Source organism: Promicromonospora soli (genome assembly GCF_014653785.1).
Lineage (GTDB): Bacteria > Actinomycetota > Actinomycetes > Actinomycetales > Cellulomonadaceae > Promicromonospora > Promicromonospora soli.
Genome location: NZ_BNAS01000001.1, coordinates 1,225,769 through 1,244,170, shown reverse-complemented (window position 1 = coordinate 1,244,170; position 18,402 = coordinate 1,225,769). Strand labels below are relative to the sequence as shown.

The 18,402-nt window shown below is 71.4% G+C and carries 16 protein-coding genes; 6 read left to right on the top strand and 10 right to left on the bottom strand.

Annotated features, from left to right (window positions below; all coding sequences use genetic code 11):
- Positions 1–145: 145 nt before the first annotated feature.
- On the top strand, positions 146–1,966 hold the full coding sequence (locus IE250_RS05655; RefSeq protein ID WP_189668207.1) for a cellulase family glycosylhydrolase: 1,821 nt from the start codon (positions 146–148) through the stop codon (positions 1,964–1,966).
- An 80-nt stretch (positions 1,967–2,046) separates the two neighbouring features.
- Here IE250_RS05655 and IE250_RS05650 read toward each other — a convergent pair whose 3' ends face one another.
- A complete protein-coding gene (locus tag IE250_RS05650) occupies positions 2,047–2,625 on the bottom strand; it encodes a hypothetical protein (protein WP_189668206.1) in 579 nt (192 codons plus the stop codon).
- Between the two features lie 160 nt (positions 2,626–2,785).
- On the opposite strand from IE250_RS05650, the gene IE250_RS05645 reads away from it, so the two are divergent.
- The 3 genes from IE250_RS05645 to IE250_RS05635 are packed head-to-tail and all read left to right on the top strand — an operon-like array spanning position 2,786 to position 5,393.
- The gene (locus IE250_RS05645; RefSeq protein ID WP_189668205.1) at positions 2,786–3,715 is read left to right on the top strand and encodes an ABC transporter ATP-binding protein; all 930 of its coding nucleotides are present in this window, start codon (positions 2,786–2,788) and stop codon (positions 3,713–3,715) included.
- Between the two features lie 14 nt (positions 3,716–3,729).
- Positions 3,730–4,557 (top strand): ABC transporter permease, encoded by an 828-nt coding sequence (locus IE250_RS05640; RefSeq protein WP_189668204.1) that lies wholly within the window; start codon positions 3,730–3,732, stop codon positions 4,555–4,557.
- Positions 4,554–5,393 carry an ABC transporter permease gene (locus tag IE250_RS05635; protein ID WP_229872150.1) on the top strand — a complete coding sequence of 280 codons (840 nt, stop codon included), beginning with the start codon at positions 4,554–4,556 and terminating at the stop codon, positions 5,391–5,393. The genes IE250_RS05640 and IE250_RS05635 overlap by 4 nt, the downstream gene beginning before the upstream one ends.
- On the opposite strand, the gene IE250_RS05630 is transcribed toward IE250_RS05635, so the two are convergent.
- Genes IE250_RS05630 through IE250_RS05605 form a run of 7 tightly spaced genes read right to left on the bottom strand, consistent with a single transcriptional unit; the run spans position 5,278 to position 12,781 of the window.
- Positions 5,278–6,789 (bottom strand): alkaline phosphatase family protein, encoded by a 1,512-nt coding sequence (locus IE250_RS05630; RefSeq protein ID WP_189668202.1) that lies wholly within the window; start codon positions 6,787–6,789, stop codon positions 5,278–5,280. The genes IE250_RS05635 and IE250_RS05630 overlap by 116 nt on opposite strands.
- Positions 6,786–8,021 carry a metabolite traffic protein EboE gene (eboE, locus tag IE250_RS05625; protein WP_189668201.1) on the bottom strand — a complete coding sequence of 412 codons (1,236 nt, stop codon included), beginning with the start codon at positions 8,019–8,021 and terminating at the stop codon, positions 6,786–6,788. Before eboE ends, IE250_RS05630 begins: the two co-directional genes overlap by 4 nt.
- Before the next feature lie 12 nt (positions 8,022–8,033).
- Entirely contained in the window at positions 8,034–8,909 is an 876-nt protein-coding gene (locus IE250_RS05620) for a TatD family hydrolase (protein ID WP_189668200.1), read from the bottom strand.
- A gap of 2 nt (positions 8,910–8,911) precedes the next feature.
- On the bottom strand, positions 8,912–9,583 hold the full coding sequence (locus IE250_RS24380) for an EboA domain-containing protein (RefSeq protein WP_229872149.1): 672 nt from the start codon (positions 9,581–9,583) through the stop codon (positions 8,912–8,914).
- Complete coding sequence (locus tag IE250_RS24375; protein WP_229872148.1) at positions 9,580–10,476, bottom strand: sugar phosphate isomerase/epimerase family protein; 897 nt, start codon at positions 10,474–10,476, stop codon at positions 9,580–9,582. The genes IE250_RS24380 and IE250_RS24375 overlap by 4 nt, the downstream gene beginning before the upstream one ends.
- Positions 10,473–11,558: an SCO3242 family prenyltransferase gene (locus tag IE250_RS05610; protein WP_189668199.1), complete on the bottom strand. Its 1,086-nt coding sequence runs from the start codon at positions 11,556–11,558 to the stop codon at positions 10,473–10,475. Before IE250_RS05610 ends, IE250_RS24375 begins: the two co-directional genes overlap by 4 nt.
- The gene (locus tag IE250_RS05605; RefSeq protein WP_189668198.1) at positions 11,558–12,781 is read right to left on the bottom strand and encodes an inositol-3-phosphate synthase; all 1,224 of its coding nucleotides are present in this window, start codon (positions 12,779–12,781) and stop codon (positions 11,558–11,560) included. Before IE250_RS05605 ends, IE250_RS05610 begins: the two co-directional genes overlap by 1 nt.
- 354 nt (positions 12,782–13,135) lie before the next feature.
- Between IE250_RS05605 and cimA the strand changes: the two genes are divergently transcribed.
- A complete protein-coding gene (gene cimA / locus IE250_RS05600) occupies positions 13,136–14,767 on the top strand; it encodes a citramalate synthase (protein ID WP_189668197.1) in 1,632 nt (543 codons plus the stop codon).
- Positions 14,768–14,899: 132 nt separating this feature from the next.
- Here cimA and IE250_RS05595 read toward each other — a convergent pair whose 3' ends face one another.
- Entirely contained in the window at positions 14,900–15,808 is a 909-nt protein-coding gene (locus tag IE250_RS05595; protein WP_189668196.1) for a MurR/RpiR family transcriptional regulator, read from the bottom strand.
- A 111-nt stretch (positions 15,809–15,919) separates the two neighbouring features.
- On the bottom strand, positions 15,920–17,059 hold the full coding sequence (locus tag IE250_RS05590; protein WP_189668195.1) for an N-acetylglucosamine kinase: 1,140 nt from the start codon (positions 17,057–17,059) through the stop codon (positions 15,920–15,922).
- Positions 17,060–17,235: 176 nt separating this feature from the next.
- Here IE250_RS05590 and lplAB point away from each other — a divergent pair, with 176 nt between their 5' ends.
- Positions 17,236–18,282 (top strand): lipoate-protein ligase LplAB, encoded by a 1,047-nt coding sequence (gene lplAB / locus IE250_RS05585; RefSeq protein ID WP_189668194.1) that lies wholly within the window; start codon positions 17,236–17,238, stop codon positions 18,280–18,282.
- Positions 18,283–18,402: the final 120 nt, after the last annotated feature.

Below are 18,402 nucleotides of genomic sequence, written 5' to 3'. Positions count from 1 at the left end.
CGGGGCGAAAATCATGCACTCGACGAAGGGGGGTGAGGGGCTTCCGGGTGACTCGGGCCTGGCGTAAACCCAACCCTTGACGCCATCGCATCCCGCCCCCAGCATTGGGGCGTTCCCGCAGGTCACCCCCAGAAGGGCCTTGTTAATGCAGAGAACTGCGCGCAGCCTGGCCGGCATAGCCGCCGGCTTCGCACTCATCCTCACATCGGTCGCCCCAGCGGCCGGTGCCGAGACGACCAACGGTCCACAGCCTGACAGCATCGCCAGGCAAGGGGCACGGGCCCCGGCGAAAGCACCTGCTACAGCGGAAGCACTTGCCGCGGCGGACGGGCAGGACGGGGCGCTGCAGGTCAGCGACACGGTGGGGGCCCAGGCAACGATCACGGACATCGCCGCGGCCATGCAGCCGGGCTGGAACCTGGGCAACACCCTCGACTCGACCGGCAGCGACGAGACGTCGTGGGGCAACCCGCGTGTCACCGAGGACTTCCTGGACCAGATTCGTGCCCAGGGGTTCAAGAGCATCCGCATCCCCGTCACCTGGAGCGAGCACCAAGGGGGTGCGCCGGATCACACGATCGACCCGGCGTACCTCGACCGCGTCGAGGAGGTGGTGGACTGGGCACTCGACGACGGTTTCTACGTGATGATCAACATCCACCACGACTCCTGGCAGTGGGTGAACACCATGCCCACGAACCACGACGCCGTGCTCGACCGCTACAGCGACACCTGGACCCAGATCGCCGAGCGATTCAAGGACGAGAGCCCCCGCCTCACGTTCGAGAGCGTCAACGAGCCGCAGTTCGCGGGCAGCTCGGGCGAGGCCCAGGAGCTCGAGCTGCTGGCCGAGCTCAACAGGGTGTTCCACGAGATCGTGCGTGACTCCGGCGGCCAGAACGCGACGCGGCCGCTGGTGCTGCCGACGCTGCACACGGGGTCGGATCCGGCCCTGCTCGACGCGCTGGCCGCGGAGATCGCCGCGCTGGACGACCCGAACCTCATCGCCACCGTGCACAACTACGGGCCCTGGCACTTCAGCGTGAACATCGCCGGTCGCACCAGGTTCGACGCCGAGTCGCGGCAGAGCCTGACCGACCAGCTCGACCTGGTGCACTCCGCGTTCGTCGCCCGCGGCGTGCCGGTGATCATCGGAGAGTACGGTCTGCTCGGCTTCGACCGGCACATCGGGACCGTGCAGCAGGGCGAGAAGCTGAAGTTCTTCGAGTACTTCGGCTATGCCGCCCGACAGCGCGGCTTCACGACCATGCTCTGGGACAACGGGCAGCACTTCGACCGCACCGCGAACAGGTGGCGAGACCGGGCGCTGTTCAACCAGATCTCGTCGAGCTGGACGCAGCGGTCCGGCACGGCGTCGTCGGACCTGGTGTTCCTGCCCGCCTCGGGCCGCATCACCGCCAAGAGCCTCAGGCTCAACCCCAACGGGACCCGCTTCGTGGCCCTCCTGCACAACGGCACCAAGCTGACCGCAGGGACCGACTACACCCGTGGGGCGGACAACAAGCTCACGCTGTCGGCCGCGCTGCTGAACCGGCTCGCAGGAGACCGGAAGCCGGGTCCGGCCAGCAAGCTCGTGGTCCGGTACTCGCGTGGCGTGCCGTGGACCCTGCGGATCATCAACCAGGAGACGCCGGTGCTCCGGGCCGCCTCGGGCACGACGGCGTCGTTCAAGATCCCGACGTCGTTCAAGGGCGACCAGCTCGCGACCATGGAGGCGAAGTACGCGGACGGGTCGAACGCGGGGCCGCAGAGCTGGACGTCGTACAAGCAGTTCGACGTGACGTTCAGCCCGAACTACGCAGCACGGACCATCACCCTCACCCCGGACTTCTTCGCAGAGGTGAACGACGGCACGGTGAACCTGACGTTCCACTTCTGGAGCGGAGACACCGTTCGGTACACGCTGACGAAGAGCGGTAGCACCGTCACGGGCAGGGCTGGCTGACGGCCGGCGCCTACTGACAGGCAGGCGTCAGACCCACAGGTCGCCCCCGTGACCTGTGGGTCTGACACGTCCGGCAGCGGTCAGACGGTCGTGCGCCGCACCACCGTGCGGCTCAGCGTCCCGGTGAGCAGCGACCAGACCGCGGAGCCGATGACTATCCAGACGATTGCCGCGAGGATGGCCGGCACGAGCTCGAACTCACCGGCGAACGGTACGGCGGCGAGGATCACGGTGGCGAGGGCGACCACCCAGCCGAAGAACGCCCTCGGGCGGGGCGTGCTCATGACGAGCAGGTAGAGCACGATCGCCGCCAGGAGAGCGAAGAGCGCACCCGCCACGACCCAGGCCATCATGTCGGAGCCCGTGCCGAACACGTCGGCCTGCGGCTGGATCTCGAGGTTGAAGACCTCCTCGAGGACGAAGACCGCGGCGAGCCCGATGAGGGCGGCCACGAGCATCGTTGCCAGCGCTCCGGCCCAGAAACGGCCCACCTCGAGACCGAGGCGCGGGTTCTCTGTGCCTGCCGTGGCGGGGTAGGCGTCGGCGGCCGTGTTCCCCACCGGCTGGGTCGGTGTGCCCGGCGTCTGGGCCGGCGGTGGATAGGCGGGCGGCGGTGGCTCCCCATAGTCAGGGTCGTAGGGGCGGTTCGGGTCAGTCATCGCGGTACCTCCCGGTTGTGAGGTCTATGTCCACTCCAGCACACATCGGCCCCGGTCGCACGGCACGCGGCTGAGGACCGTCGACGCTCTCCTGCGGCTTCCTCGCCGTGCCACCCGCCGTCCGCTCGCCGTGTCAGTGGCCCGTCCTACTGTGTGAGGCATGGCCGAAGAGATCCTCCTCAGCGCACGCGGTCTGACCAAGAGGTTCGGCGACCTCACCGCGGTCGACGGCGTCGACTTCGCCGTGCACAAGGGGGAGTCCTTCGGGTTTCTTGGACCCAACGGGGCCGGGAAGTCCTCGACCATGCGCATGGTCGGGGCAGTGTCGCCGGTGACGGCCGGCGAGCTGCGAATCTTCGGACAGGACCCGGCCACCCACGGGCCGCAGATCCGCGCCCGGCTCGGCGTCGTCCCCCAGCAGGACCAGCTGGACCAGGAGCTCACGGTCGAGGAGAACATGTGGGTGTACGGCAGGTACTTCGGTCTGTCGCGCGCCCAGGTACGCGAGCGCGCGGTCGAGCTGCTGGCGTTCGCGCAGCTCACGGAGCGCGCCAAGGACCGGGTGGAGCCGCTGTCGGGCGGCATGAAACGTCGCCTGACCATCGCGCGAGCGCTGATCAGCACGCCGGAGATGCTGCTGCTCGACGAGCCCACCACCGGCCTCGACCCGCAGGCTCGCCATCTGCTGTGGGACCGGCTGTTCCGGCTCAAGCGCCAGGGCGTCACCCTGATCCTGACGACGCACTACATGGACGAGGCAGAGCAGCTGTGCGACCGGCTCGTCGTCATGGACCACGGGCGCATCGTCGCCGAGGGATCGCCGCAGGCGCTGATCAGGCAGCACTCCACGCGCGAGGTGCTCGAGCTCCGGTTCGACGCCGACGACCACGCCGAGTTCGGCACCAAGATAGCGGGCATCGGCCAGCGCATCGAAGTGCTGCCGGACCGCCTGCTGGTCTACGCCGAGGACGGCGACGAGGCAGCGGCCGGCGTGCACGACCGGGGCATCCAGCCCTTGTCGTCGCTGGTGCGGCGCTCCACGCTGGAAGACGTGTTCCTGCACCTGACCGGCCGGACGCTGGTGGACTGATGACCGGCGCACCGATGAGCACCGAAGTCTTCACCGCACGCGGCGACCACGGCCCGCGACCGCCGCTGGCGGCGCGGGAGCGGATCGGCGCCGTGACCGGGTACCTCCTGCTCGTCTACCGGCGCACGCTGCGCGGCACCATCATCAGCACGTTCGTGTCGCCGCTGTTCTTCCTGCTGGCCATGGGTATCGGCCTGGGCTCCCTGATCGACGAGCGCACCGGCGGCCTCGGCGGCGTGCCCTACCTGCAGTTCGTCGTGCCGGCGATCGTGGCCATGCAGACCATGTGGCTCGCCATGTTCGAGGCCACCTATCCGGTGATGGACTACATCAAGTGGAGCAAGCTCTACGACTCCATGCTCGCCACGCCGCTGCGCGTACGGGACATCCTGGTCGGGCACATCGGCTCCATCGCCGGCCGGCTGGTCGTAGCCACCGCCGTGTTCATGCTGGTCGCGTCCCTGTTCGGCGGGTTCGCCACGTGGGGCGCGCTGTGGTGCCTCCCGATCGCCGTGCTGACCGGCCTCGCGTTCACGGTTCCCATCTTCGGATTCACCGCGACCCAGGACAACGAGGACGGGTTCACCATCCTGTTCCGCCTGATCGCGACCCCGCTCATGCTGTTCAGCGGCACCTTCTTCCCGATCGACCAGCTCCCGGCCTGGATGCAGCCGCTCGCCTGGGTGACCCCCCTGTGGCACGGCGTCGAGTCCTCGCGCATGGTCGCCCTGGGGACCGTCGACCCGCCCTGGCTGGCCCTGCACCTGGGTGTGCTCCTGGCGTTCGTCCTGGTCGCATGGGTGCTGTGCGAGCGAGCCCTGACCAGGAGGCTGGTCAAGTGAGCACGACGACCGCGCCGGCCGCGCCCCGCGGCCTCGCCTCCCGTATCGCCCGGGCGCTTCCCATCCCCGCCGGCGCCGGGATGGCGCGCATGCTCGTCGAGCGCAACATCCGCGCCTACCGGCACCTGTGGGTCGCGCTCGTCACCGGCTTCGCCGAGCCCGTGTTCTACCTGTTCTCCATGGGCATCGGCATCGGCGGCCTGGTCCGGACCGTGACCACCGACTCCGGCGCCGAGGTGCCCTACGCGGCGTTCGTGGCGCCGGCCCTGCTCGCGGCGTCCGCCATGAACGGGGCTGTCTTCGACTCCACGTTCAACGTGTTCTGGAAGCTCAAGTACGCCAAGCTGTACGACGCCATGCTGGCGACGCCGCTCGGCCCGCGAGACATCGCCGTGGGCGAGATCAGCTGGTCACTCATCCGCGGCGCCATCTACTCCGCACTGTTCCTGGTCGTCGCGGCGCTCGCGGGCGCCGTCACCTCGTGGTGGGCGCTGCTCGCGCTGCCCGCGGCCGTGCTCATCGGGTTCGCGTTCGCCGCGATCGGCATGTTCGCCACGACGTTCATGCGGTCCTGGGTCGACTTCGACTACGTGACCCTCGCGATCCAGCCCATGTTCCTGTTCAGCGCCACCTTCTTCCCGCTGGCGACGTACCCGCCCGCACTCCAGTGGCTGGTGCAGGTCACACCGCTGTACCACGGCGTGGCGCTCGAACGAGCGCTCATGCTGGGCCAGGTGGACGCAGGGATCTGGGTGCACGTGGCGTACCTCGTGGGACTTGGCCTGGTGGGCGCCGTCGCGGCGTCGACCCGGCTGGAGAAGCTCCTGCTGTCCTGAGGGCCCCCTGCAGGTCCAGCACCAGCCCCTTGACCGCGGTCGCCGGCACCTGGCCGGCGTCGTCCTCGACCCAGCGCGAGACGGCCGCGGGAATCCGCGCGTCCGAGCAGAGGACGAGGGGCGTGTCCGCGGCCGAGTCGGGCAGCCGGCCGTGTGTTCCGCGCACGTACGACGGGTCGAGCGGGGTGGTACCCATCGCGTACCGCAGCCCGAGCTTCTTGCGCACGAGGTTCAGGCCGGCCTTGGCCTTGGCCAGCGGGTCGGCGGGGTCGAAGAACAGCTCGGCGGGGTCGTAGCCGGGTTTGCGGTGGATGTCGACGCCGCGCGCGAACTCCGGCGCGCGGTCGTCGTTCAGCCAGTAGTAGTACGTGAACCACGAACCCGGCTCGGCCACGACGACCAGCTCGCCCGCTCGCTCGTGGTCCAGCCCGTAGCGGGCCTGCGCCTCACGGTCGAGCACCTCGTCGACGCCGGGTACCTCGCGCAGCAGGTCCGCGACCCGGGCAACGTCCGAGGGGTCGGTGACGTAGACATGCGCCACCTGGTGGTCCGCGACGGCGAAGGCGCGCGACGCCCACGGGTCGAGCTGCTCGCGGCCGTCCTGCACGTAGACCTCCAGGAAGCCCTCGCGACGCAGGATCCGGTTGATGTCCACGGGCCGGTTCGCGGGCGCGATGCCGTACTCCGAGACGGCGACGACGGTGACACCGCCCGCCTCGGCGTCGTCGAGCAGCGGTGCCAGGGCGGCGTCCAGGTCGGCTGCCGCCCGGTCCGCCTCGGGCGACTGGGGGCCGAAGCGCTGCAGGTCGTAGTCGAGGTGCGGCAGGTACGCCGTCGTGAGGTGGGACGCGCGCGTGCGCAGCAGGTGCCTGGTCACGTCCACGATCCAGCGGGTCGACGCGATCGACGCCGTCGGGCCCCAGTAGGTGAACAGCGGAAAGTCGCCGAACCGGCCGGTCAGCTCGTCGTGCAGCGACGCCGGGCGGACGTACGCGTCCGGCGACTTGCGGCCGTCGGCGTGATAGATCGGGCGCGGGGTGATGGTGACGTCCGTGGTCATGCCCATCGCGTACCACCAGCACACGTTCGCGGCGCTGTACTCCGGGTCGTGCCGCCGCCCGGCCTCCCACAGCTTCTCGCCGCCGACCAGCCGGTTGTGCTGGCGCCACAGGTACACGTCGCCCAGCTCCCGGAAGTACCAGCCGTTGCCGACGATCCCGTGCTCGGCCGGCATCAGCCCCGTGAGCATCGACGACTGCACGCTGCACGTCACCGCGGGGAGCACGGTGGCGAGCTCGGACTGCCAGCCCGAGTCCGCGAGCCGCCGCAGGCGCGGCATGTGGGCGAGGGCGCGGGCGGTGAGCCCGACGACGTCGAGCAGCAGGACGGGCCTCATGCGCCGACTCCTTCGGTCGCGACGGCGGCGTCCCCGGTCATCAGGTGCTCCCCGGCCCAGCGCAGCTCGGCCGCGATCCCGGCCACGAGGCCGCCCGCCCCGTCCGCACCAGCCCCGAGCGCGCCATCCCCGACGCCGCCCAGGACGCCGTCCGGCAGGACCGACCACGTGTACGTCTCGACGTCGAGGTGCGCCTCGGCGCCGTGCGGCGCGGCCCGGACCGCGGCGACGGCGTCGCGCAGCACCCTCGTCGTCGCGGTCAGCGGGGCGTCCGGCTCGTGGTGCAGCGGCACGTGGAAGTGCACCCGCCACGGCCCGTCGCCCGGCAGCCCCGGGCGCCGGTCCGCGTTCCCGAGCGCCACGGGCAGGTCGTCGGAGGCCAGCACCTCGCCCGACGGCGCCAGCTCACGCACCTGGTGCAGGTAGCGCTGCTCGACGAACCGCCCGACGGCGTCGCGGGCGCCGCGCACGGACGGGTCGGCGACCTCGAGCGCAGCGGACGCCTGGACCTTGACCACACGCAGGCCGGCGCTGGTGATCCGGCCGACGGCGCCCGCCGGGTCCGCGAACGACACGGCCAGGTGGCACGTGTCCAGGCAGACGCCGACGTACTCGGGGTCGATGCGCCGGTCGTCGGGCCGCTCGGCGCCGGTGCGCGCGGCCAGCCACGAGACGACGTCCTCCACGGTATCGAGCACGCATCCCGGCTCGGGCTCGACGGCGACGCGCACGGTCCGGCCGGTGCGCTCCGCGAGCTCGCGCAGCTCGGCGGAGAGAGTGGCGAAGGCCCGCGTCGCCTCGTCGTCGTCGGCCTGCGTCCAGGGGGCGCGCCAGGCCAGCGGGAGGGTCGAGATCGACCCGGTGGTGTCGTCGTCGGGCAGCAGGTCGGCCAGTACGCGGGCGCACGCGAGCACGTAGTCGAGTCGGGCGCGCTCCGCCCAGGTGGGGGAGTACACCGCGAGCTTGACGACCTCGCGGTGGAAGCCGCCGTACGGGAAGGCGTTGAGGGTGTGTACCTGGAGCCGGTTCTCGGCGAGCGCCGCGCGCAGCCGTTCCCGGTCGGCGGCGGAGCGGTCCAGGCGGTGCGCCAGCTCGGCGGGCAGCCACAGCCCTACGCCGAGCGTGTCGAGGCCGGCGGCCTCGCGCACGGGTCCGGAGTATCGGCCGAGCTGGTCGATCACGCCGTCGAGGTCCTCGGCGGGGTGCACGTTGGTGCAGTACGAGAGCAGCATCCCGATTCCCCCTCAGGCCCGCGCGCCGCGCAGTACGGACGAGCCCTCGAACTCGACGCCTGCCGGCGGAGCGCCCGCGCTGAACCCTGGTACCGGGTCGAGCACGAGGTTTCCCGACTGCTCGTAGAACGCGACGGGGTTGCGCCACAGCACCTGGTCGACGGCGTCGGCCGAGAAGCCCGCCGCGAGCATCGCCTGCCCGGTCCGGGCGGTCTTGAGCGGGTCGGAGCGGCCCCAGTCCGCGGCGGAGTTCACGATCATGCGGTCGGTGCCGTACTCCTGGAGCATGGCGACCATGCGGCGCTCGTCCATCTTGGTGTCGGGGTAGATGGAGAACCCGGCCCACGCCCCGGCGTCGCGCACCAGGGCGACGTTGGTCTCGTTGAGGTGGTCCACGAGCACCCGTTCCGGCGGCAGGCCCGACTCGCGTACGACGTCGAGGGTGCGGCGCGTTCCCGCCAGCTTGTCGCGGTGCGGGGTGTGCACGAGGACGGGGAGCCCGGCTTCCCGGGCCATGACGAGCTGCGCGGCGAACACCTCGTCCTCCTCGGGGGTCATCGAGTCGTAGCCGACCTCGCCCACGGCCACCACGCCGTCCTTGAGCAGGTAGCGGGGGACCTCGGCGAGCACCTCCCGGCAGCGCGGGTCGTTCGCCTCCTTGGGGTTGAGTGCGATCGTCGCGTGGTGCCGGATGCCGAACTGCGCTGCCCGGAACCTCTCCCAGCCGAGCAGGGCGTCGAAGTAGTCGGTGAACGAGCCCACGCTCGTGCGGGGCTGGCCCAGCCAGAACGACGGCTCGACGACGGCGCGCACTCCCGAGGCGTACATGGCCTCGTAGTCGTCGGTGGTGCGGCTCGTCATGTGGATGTGCGGGTCGAGGATGCGCATCGTCACTCCCTTGTCGTGGCAGGCCGGTGGGTCGTGAGCCGGTCGAGGTCGGCCGGTACGGGCCGTCCCGCGGCCCGGCGTTCTGCCGCGAAGTCGCGCGCCATGCGGTCCAGCTCGTCGTCGGTCCGGGTCTCGAGGCCGCTCGCGGCGTCGAGACTCACGCCCTGGAAGACGAGCTTGAGGACCGCGTGCCGCCACGTGTGCTGGTCCAGGTGGCGGGACCCGAACGGGCCGACGGCGGCCGCGACGAGGCTCGGGTCGTTGGTCCGCAGGGCGTCGGCGGCGAGCTCGAGGCCGGCGACGACCAGCTCAGCGGCGCCAGGCTCGACAGTTCCGGCGCCGCCGGCGTCGCTCAGGTCGCCCCGCGCTTCGAGCGCGTCGAGACCTCGCAGCACGCCGCGCCGCTCGGCGGCGTCGCCCTGCCGGTAGAGGAGCGTCAGGCGCTCGGCACAGTCCGGGCCCGTACCGACGGCGGCGGCCAGCGCGACGACGAGCGTCGCCCGCGCGGCGTCGTCGACCGTGCCGTGCACGACGCCGGTCGGGTCGGTATCCGGCCACCGCGGCCCGCGGCCCACCTGGCGGGCGGCGACCGCGAACGCACGGGTGACGCTGTCCGGGTCGCGCGCGACCTCGGCGCAGGCCTCTGCGAGCCAGCCGCTCGTGCCGGCGGTCATGAGCGGGCCCCGTCGCTGGTGGTGTCGGCGCGGGCACCGGTGACGGCCGCCCATGCCCGCATCAGGGCGGTGCGGCTGTCCAGGGCGAGCCGGGGCGCGTCGTGGGAGTGGCGGGGCAGCTCGACTGCGGCGACCCCGGTGTAGCCGATGTCGGCGAGCGTGGCGAGCACGAGCGGCAGGTCGATGCTGCCCTCGCCGAACGGGCGGTGCTCGTGGTGCGTGGGCGGCATGTCGTCGAGCTGCACGTTGAACAGGTGCGGCGCGGCGGCCCGCAGCGCGCCCTCGACACCCTCGGGCTCGACGACGAGGCAGTGCCCCACGTCGACGGTGATCCCCAGCTCGGGCGGCGCGCCCACGTCGGAGTGAAGTCGCAGGGCGTCGTCGACGGTCTCGACGAGCATGCCCGGCTCGGGTTCGAGCGAGAGCCGCACCCCGCGTTCTCCGGCGTGCTCGACCAGGGGTGGGATGCGGTCGCGGAGCCTGGCCCAGCCGTCGGCCGCGTCGGCGTCGTCCGGCAGGATCCCGGAGAAGAACGAGACGCAGCGGGCGTCGAGGTCCGCCGCGACCTCGACGGCGCGTTCCAGGAAGCGCATCCGGAGGGTCGCGTCCCGGTCGACGAGCGTCGGCCGGTGCTTGTGCAGCGGGTCGAGCAGGTAGCGCGTGCCGGTCTCGACCACTACCGCCGCCCCGGCACCCCCGCGCATCCGCTTGAGGTGCCTGCGCAGCGCGGCGACGTCGTCGCCCGCGAGGGGTGCGAACGGGTCGAGGTGCGGGAAGCCGAGGGTGAGCGCGACCGCGTCGTACCCGACGTCGTCGAGCACGTCGAGCGCGGCGGGCAGCGGATGGTCGCCGAAGCCGTTCGTGCCGTAGCCCAGGAGGAACGGGGGCCTCATGTGATGCTAACCCCCGCGCTGCCCCGGGTGCGGCCCAGCAGTCGCAGCCCGTATCCGATCGCGGCGATCCCGGCCAGGACCGCCGTCGTGCCCAGGCTCCCGGAGCGCGCCGCCCACGCCGCCTGCAGCGGCACCATCGCCTGGATCCCGGACCGGGTAGCGGCCCGCGCGTTGGCCGCCGTGGGACTGGCGGCGGCGCGGGCCTGCGCCGGCAGGCAGGCCGCGGCGTAGGCGGTGGCGGCCCCGACCGTGGTCCAGCGGACAGCGGTCCGGCGGGCCGAGAGGGCGGTGGCGGCATGCCAGGGACGTGCGGTGGCCGCCGCGACCGCACCGGCGACGGTGCCCGCGGCGACACCGCCCGCGACCCGCGCCGTCGTGCCGTGCACCTCGCCGCGCGACAGCAGGGTGACGCCCAGCGTGTGGGCGGACAGCCCGGCGGCGGCCGGCAGCGCGGACCGCAGACGCCCGGGCGTGGCGCCGAGCAGCACGTCGAGCCCGCGGCACGCCGCCATGACGAACGGCCCTGCCGAGCGGTCCTTGGCGGCCAGGTCGTACGTCCAGACACAGGCTGCGAGCGGGATCGCGACGCCGAGCGCCCGTCGCCCGCCCGCGACCCCTGCCGCTGCCACGCCACCCGCGGTCAGGGCCGCGCCGACCGCGAGCGCTGTCCCCGGCGTCACCCGGCCCGACGGAACGGGCCGCTCGGGGCGTTCGACGGCATCCACGTCCCGGTCGGCGTAGTCGTTCAACGCCATCCCGCCCAGATAGAGACAGGCCGAGGCAACGGGCAGCAGGAGGTGGCGCGAGCGGAACGGCGTCGGCGTGCCTGCCCGGGCGGCGGCCAGGCCCGCCAGCGAGTCCCCGACGACGGTCAGGGCGGCTGGCGCTCGGACCAGCTCGGCCAGGTCACCGAGGCGCGGCGGCCGCGCGCTGACCGGGGTCCCCGAAGCCGCGTCCGAACGTGCCCTCGCCTCGGCGCGCGCCAGGGCCCTCGCCTGAATTCTCAGCCCGGTCTCCCGCAGCCGTGACTCCGGTCGGTGCTCCGGTGGCAGCTCGAACGGGGGTTCCGGCCGGTACGTCATCAGCGGACCTGCGCCGATGTGCGGCGAACCCAGTCCTCGAGCGCGCCGGCCTGCTCGGCGGCGTCGTGCACGTCCGAGTCCCAGGGGTCCTTGAAGAAGTAGCCGAGCTCTGGGACGGTCCCGCTGATCCCGGCGGCGTGGGCGAGCGCGAGCAGGCGGGCCAGGTCGAGGACGAGCGGCGCGGCGAGCATCGAGTCGTGGGCGCTCCAGGTGGTCTGCAGCGTGAGCCGCGACCCGAGGAAGCCCTCCACGTGCACGTGGTCCCAGGCGACCTTGATGTCGCCCAGGTCGGGCACGTTGTCGATGTGCAGCGGGGTGGTGTCGCTGCCGGTCAGCGCCCGCAGGCCGCGGTTCTTGCTGGCGAGCTTGCTGCGTACTGCCTCGGGGTCGGCGAGGGTGGCGCCGTCGCCGCCGCCCAGCAGGTTGGTGCCGGCCCACGAGAGCACCTTCAGCCCGCGCGCGGCGAACGCGGGGGCCAGCACGGTGCGCAGCCAGGTCTCCCCGGTCTTGCCGTCCTGCCCGGCCGCGGGGATCCCGCGGTCGCGCGCGAGCTGGATCAGGGCGGGCAGGCCCATGCCCGCCGACGGCGTAAAGGCGGCGTACGCGGCTCCGGCGAGGATCGCCGCATACGCGGAGACGGACGACGCGGGCAGCACCGAGCGGGTCGGGTCGGCGAGGGCGGCGAGCAGGGCGTCGGTGTCGTAGTGCTCGGGCACCGGGACGACTGGCGGTTCGGTCGAGGAGACGTCGATCACGACGACCCGCGCCAGGGCATGCCGCTCCTGGAACGCCGTGATGTCCGCGGCGAGCCGCTCGGCGGCGTCCTGCTGCGAGCTCCCGTGCGCCTCCTCCGGGCCTCCGTGCGCGGCGGCATGGGGGTCGTACCCGGACCGCACCTCGGCGTCGGCCCGTTCGAGGGCGTCGTGCGTGGCGGCGAGCAGCCGCTGCGGGATCATGCCGGTCTCGACGAGGCACTCCGCGCGCTTGGTCATGGTGACGGCGGAGATGTCGTGCCCGCCGACGACGAGGTCGGCGAACGCGGGGAGGGCCGCCGAGGCGAAGGGCTCCCGCGCGGTGACGCAGCCCGTCGGCGGCGACTGACCATGGGTGATTGCCGCGAGGCCGACGGTGGCGGTGCTGGCGACGGAGCCGCGCGCTCCGACGAACCAGATTCCAGTGCGTGCAGAGGCCCTGCTTGAAGAGTCATCGTGGGCGTGGTGCATCGTCGCTCCCCGGTTCGACGGCGTCGTCCCAAGCAACCTATCCGGACTTATGGCGATTGGCAAACAAAAGTCCAAAGATGTTTGGGAGAAGCGTGATATGGGGTGAGAGCTGCCAACCTGAGGCCGGCCGTCTCCCGGGCCCCACTTCTGGACACCGCTACCATCAACCGCCCGGCTGTGGCACTATGACCCGCATGACCCCGCGCCCCACCCTGCGACAGGCGATCAGCATTTCGTAGCGCGTCCGGCGACACCCCACCGGACGCGCAGACCTTCCACACCCGGAGGGTCTTTTTTTGTTGGCCTGAAGATCTGACCTCAGCCACCGTGCCAGACACATCGTTGGGAGCATCGATGACCACCGCCTCGTTCCAGGTGTACGACACGACGTTGCGCGACGGCGCACAGCAGGAGGGTATGAGCCTCTCCGTCTCTGACAAGCTCGCCATCGCAGCACTGCTCGACGAGCTCGGCGTCGGCTACATCGAGGGCGGCTGGCCGGGTGCGGTACCCAAGGACACCGACTTCTTCGCCCGTGCCGCGACCGAGCTGACCCTGAAGAACGCGGTGCTCGCCGCGTTCGGGGCGACCCGCCGCGCGGGGGTCCGCGCGGGCGACGACCCGCAGGTGCGGGCCCTGCTCGACGCCGCGACCCCCGTGGTGACGCTCGTGGCCAAGTCGGACGTGCGGCACGTCGAGCGTGCGCTGAAGACGACCCGCGCCGAGAACCTCGCGATGATCAGCGACACCGTCGCCTTCCTCGTTGGCGAGGGCCGCCGGGTGGTGCTGGACGCGGAACACTTCTTCGACGGCTACCGGCACGACGCCGAGTACGCGACCAGCGCTGTCGCCGCCGCGTTCGACGCCGGCGCCGAGGTGGTCACGCTCTGCGACACCAACGGCGGCATGCTGCCCACCTGGGTCGGCGAGATCGTGCGGGAGCTGCGGGCCGGGACCGCCGTCGGGCCGGAGCAGATGCTGGGCATGCACGCCCACAACGACACCGGCTGCGCCGTCGCGAACTCCCTCGCCGCCGTCGAGGCGGGCGCCACGCACGTCCAGGGCACGGTCAACGGGTACGGCGAGCGCACCGGCAACGCCGACCTCGTCACGGTGGTGGCCAACCTCGAGCTGAAGGCAGGCATGTCCCTCCTGGCCGACGGCGGCCTGCGGGAGGCATCCCGGATCTCGCACGCCATCAGCGAGATCACGAACATCTCGCCGTTCGCGCGCCAGCCGTACGTCGGGGCGAGCGCGTTCGCGCACAAGGGTGGCCTGCACGCCAGCGCCATCCGGGTGGACCCCGACATGTACCAGCACACGGACCCCACCCTGGTGGGCAACGACATGCGCATGCTCGTCTCCGACATGGCCGGCCGCGCCTCGATCGAGCTCAAGGGCCGCGAGCTGGGCTTCGACCTGGCCGGACAGGGCGAGCTGCTCTCCCGGGTCACGAACCGCGTGAAGGAAGACGAGGCCGCCGGCTACACCTACGAGGCGGCCGACGCGTCGTTCGAGCTGCTGCTGCGGTCCGAGCTGGGAATCCGCCCGGAGTTCTTCACCGTCGAGTCCTGGCGCACCATCGTGGAGACCCTCCCGGCGGGCGCGGCCCCGCCGTCGGTCCACTCGCCCGACGCCAACGCCGTGGCTGAGGCGACCGTCAAGATCTGGGCCGGCGGCGAGCGGATCGTGACGACCGGTGAGGGCAACGGCCCGGTCAACGCGCTCGACCACGCGCTGCGCACCGCGCTGTCGCGGGTCTACCCGGAGCTCGCCCGGTTCGAGCTCATCGACTTCAAGGTCCGCCTCCTCGACACGGAGCTCGGCACGGACGCGATCACGCGGGTGCTGACCGAGACCAGCGACGGCGAGCACTCCTGGTCGACCGTCGGCGTGGGGTCGAACGTGGTCGAGGCCGCCTGGGAGGCCGTCACCGAGGCGTACGTGTACGGGCTGCTGAAGTCGGGCGTGGAACCCCGCCCCTGAACCCACCCCCGCCGAAGTAGAACTGTGGCGAGATGGAACTGTGGCGAGATAGGACCAGGGCGAAGTAGAACTGCTGCAGTTCTACTTCGCCTGGTCCTATCTCGCCACAGTTCTACTTCGGCAGATCGGTGGTCAGGCTACCGGCGCGGCCGGCCGCTCCGCCTTGCCGCGGCCCAGGTCGAGGCGCTGGTCGCGCACGGCGTCGTAGGTCGCCTTGATGGCGATCGACGAGCGGTCGTAGGTGCGCTGGGCGACGCGGACGAACAGGTATTCCACGACCGTGAGCTGCGCGATGCGGCTGGACATCGCCCCGACCCGGAACTGGGTCTCGCGGGCGGTGGTAGCCAGGACGACGTCGGCAACCGCGCCGATCGGCGCGTCCGGGAAGTTCGTGATCGCCGCCGTGAGGGCGCCGCGCTTGCGCGCGTTCTCGAGGGCCTGGTTGGTCTCGCGCGTCTGCCCCGAGTGCGAGACGGCGATGGCGACGTTGCCCGGCTCGAGCAGCGCCGACGAGGCGAGCTGCTGGTGCGGGTCGGGGGAGGTGAACACGAAGACGCCGATGCGCTGCAGCTTCATCGCGAGGTCGGCGGCGGCGAGGTTGGAGGAACCGACGCCGTAGACGTCGACCCGCTTGGCCTCGGCGATGGCCGTCGCCACCTTCTCGATCGCCGCGGTGTCGATCATGCGGGCGGTCTCTTCGATGGTCCGGGCCTCGTGGAACGCGATCTTCGAGACGACGGCTTCGATGTCGTCGGTCTGGTTGATCTCGCCCTCGGCGATACCGGACCGCTCCATCTCGACCTCGCGCCGGCTGGTCGCCTGCGCAAGGTCGATCCGGAACTCGGGGTAACCGGCGTAGCCGACGGCGCGGCAGAACCGCACCACGGTGGCCTGTGACGTGTCCGCGTGACCGGCGAGCTCCGTGATGGTGGAGGCGACGACCGTGTTGGGGTCGTCGAGGACGGTCTGTGCCACTCTCGCCTCGGCTGGTCGCAGCGTGGGCAGTGCGCGCCTGAGTCGGACGAGGACGTCACCTGTCATGTCGCATCTCCCGGGATGGGGTCGTGGGGCTGGGGTCGAGAACATACACCCGTACCGGGGACTCGGGCACGACGGGGTAGTGAAGGAACGCGTCGGACGAACGACAGCCGCTCACTGAAGCTCGTCGCCGGGCAGCTCGGTCGCCGAGAGCTTCGCAGCCAGGGTGTCCGAGGCGCCCAGGTCTGCGGGGGTCTCGCGGAGCGTGTGGTGGCCGTCCACGCGGACGGTGAGCCACGGCCGGAAGCCGGCTACCGACTGGGGTGCGTCACGCAGGCGCCGCGCCAGGTGGAGCGCGCCGTCGAGCGGCGACCCGGCGCTCGGCACCAGAGATACCTCGGGCCGGTCCTCGGAGAGCTGCTTGGTGAGCGCCACCGTGAGCGGTGACTCCTCCTGCACCAGGCGGCCGGTCGTGGAGGCGAGCGGCGGGATGCCGTTGCCGAGCGCGCTCGACAGCGTGTCGGCGAGGTGCCGGCCTGCCTGCTCGAGGATGTTGATCGAGGTCTCGTCACCCTGGGCCGCGGCGATGATGACCTCCGGGGCCATCGACGCGAGCTGCTTGGCGCGCTGCTCGTTCTTGTAGAACTGGTTGGGCCAGCTCTCGATGAGGCCGAACTTGGCGACCGCCGCTTCCAGGAGAACCTTCGAGGCACCGCGGGTAGCCCCGTCGTGGTAGCGCCCGGCGGCACGCAGTGCCTCGCCGCCGACCCACACGCCGGCACCCAGGTCACCGAGCAGGTGTCCCCAGCCGTCCGCGCGGCGCCAGCGGCTCACGCCGTCGTAGCCGAACGCCACTGCGCCGGTGCCCACCGAGAGCACGGCCCCGGCGCGTCCGCGCAGAGCGCCCAGGTGCGCGGTGAGCGCGTCACCGGCGACGGCGGTGCGGTTCGTCCGCAGCTCGCGGGCGAGGATGTCGTGCACCTCGAGCGGGTTGCTGACCAGCGAGGTCAGGCCCGTGATGCCGACAGCGGCCGAGGCGACGGGCGCGGTGCTGCCGTCGCTCATCCCGTGGTGACCCATGCGGGCGGCCCACGCGTTGAAGGACTGGCACAGGGACGCGACGACGGCTGGAGCGTCGCTGCCGTCGTGGTTCACCTTGACGGCGCGGCCGCTCAGACTGATGCGCTGGGCATCCGTGGGGTTGCCGAATTCCGCAACCAGGCGCGACCCGCTGCCGCCGACGTCGAGTGCGACGACCCAGGCGTCAACGGCATAAAGCGCCGCTTCATCAATAACCCGTGCGTGTTCGGACACCCGGTCATTCTGACACGAAACCAGGGCAAGGTTGTCTAAAGAGGGGAGGAAATTCTGGTCTGTTCTGCTGCCCATTCTCACCAAATATCGGACGTGCCCGACGTCGGGCGCCACCTTCCGTACCCAAGGCGGCTCCGACGCCGGACACCGCAGGCACCGTCGCCTACTGTGAACACGTGCGAGGAGAGTTCAAGGTTCCACTCGGAAAACTGGTTCGTGTCGAGACAGAGGTGGTAGCCGGGCGTCTGGCCGGCACCAGGGTGAGCGGGGACTTCTTCCTCGAACCCGACGAGGCGCTCGAGGCCATGGGGGATGCACTCGACGGCATGCCCGTCGACGCCTCGAAGGCGCAGCTCGCCGAGGCGGTGCGGGCCGCGCTGGAGGGCGCCTCTGCCGTCGGGTTCGACGCCGACGCCGTGGCGATCGCCACCCGGCGCGCGCTCCGCCACGCGACCGCCTGGGAGGACCACGAGTTCCAGGTGATCCGCACCCCCGCCGTATCGCCGCTGCTCAACGTCGCGCTCGACCAGGTGCTCACCGAGGAGCTCGGCGCCGGACGGCGTGGGCCGACCCTCCGGTTCTGGGAGTGGGACGAGTCCGCGGTGATCATCGGGTCGTTCCAGTCGCTGCGCAACGAGGTCGACGTCGACGGTGCCAAGCAGCACGGGGCCCGCGTGATCCGGCGGATCTCCGGGGGTGGCGCCATGTTCATGGAGCCCGGCAACACCATCTCCTACTCCCTGTACGTGCCGGGCTCGCTCGTGGACGGGCTGAGCTTCGAGCGGTCCTACGCGTTTCTCGACGACTGGGTGATCGGGGCGCTGCACGGCCTCGGCATCGACGCCGCGTACGTGCCGCTCAACGACATCGCCTCGCCCGCGGGCAAGATCGCCGGGGCGGCCCAGAAGCGGCTGGCCGGGGGTGCAGTCCTGCACCACGCGACGATGGCGTACGACATGGACGCCGACAAGATGACGGACGTGCTGCGGATCGGGCGCGAGAAGCTCAGCGACAAGGGCACCCGTAGCGCCAACAAGCGCGTGGACCCGCTGCGCTCGCAGACCGGGCTCACCCGCGCCGACGTGATCGACGCGCTCGAGACGTCGTTCCGCGAGCGGTACCGCACTGTGACCGGCGAGATCACGCCGCACGAGTGGGCGCTGGCCCGGGAGCTGGTCGAGTCGAAGTTCGGCACGCCGGAATGGACCGCGCGGGTGCCTTAGAGAGGGTCAAAAGCACTGCCTCGGGACCCCGTGCCATGACGAGCAATCACGGTTTGGTAACACCCCTAGCAGAGAATTCACCCGGTCAGTAATCTCCACGCAATGCCGCGCATTGGGAAG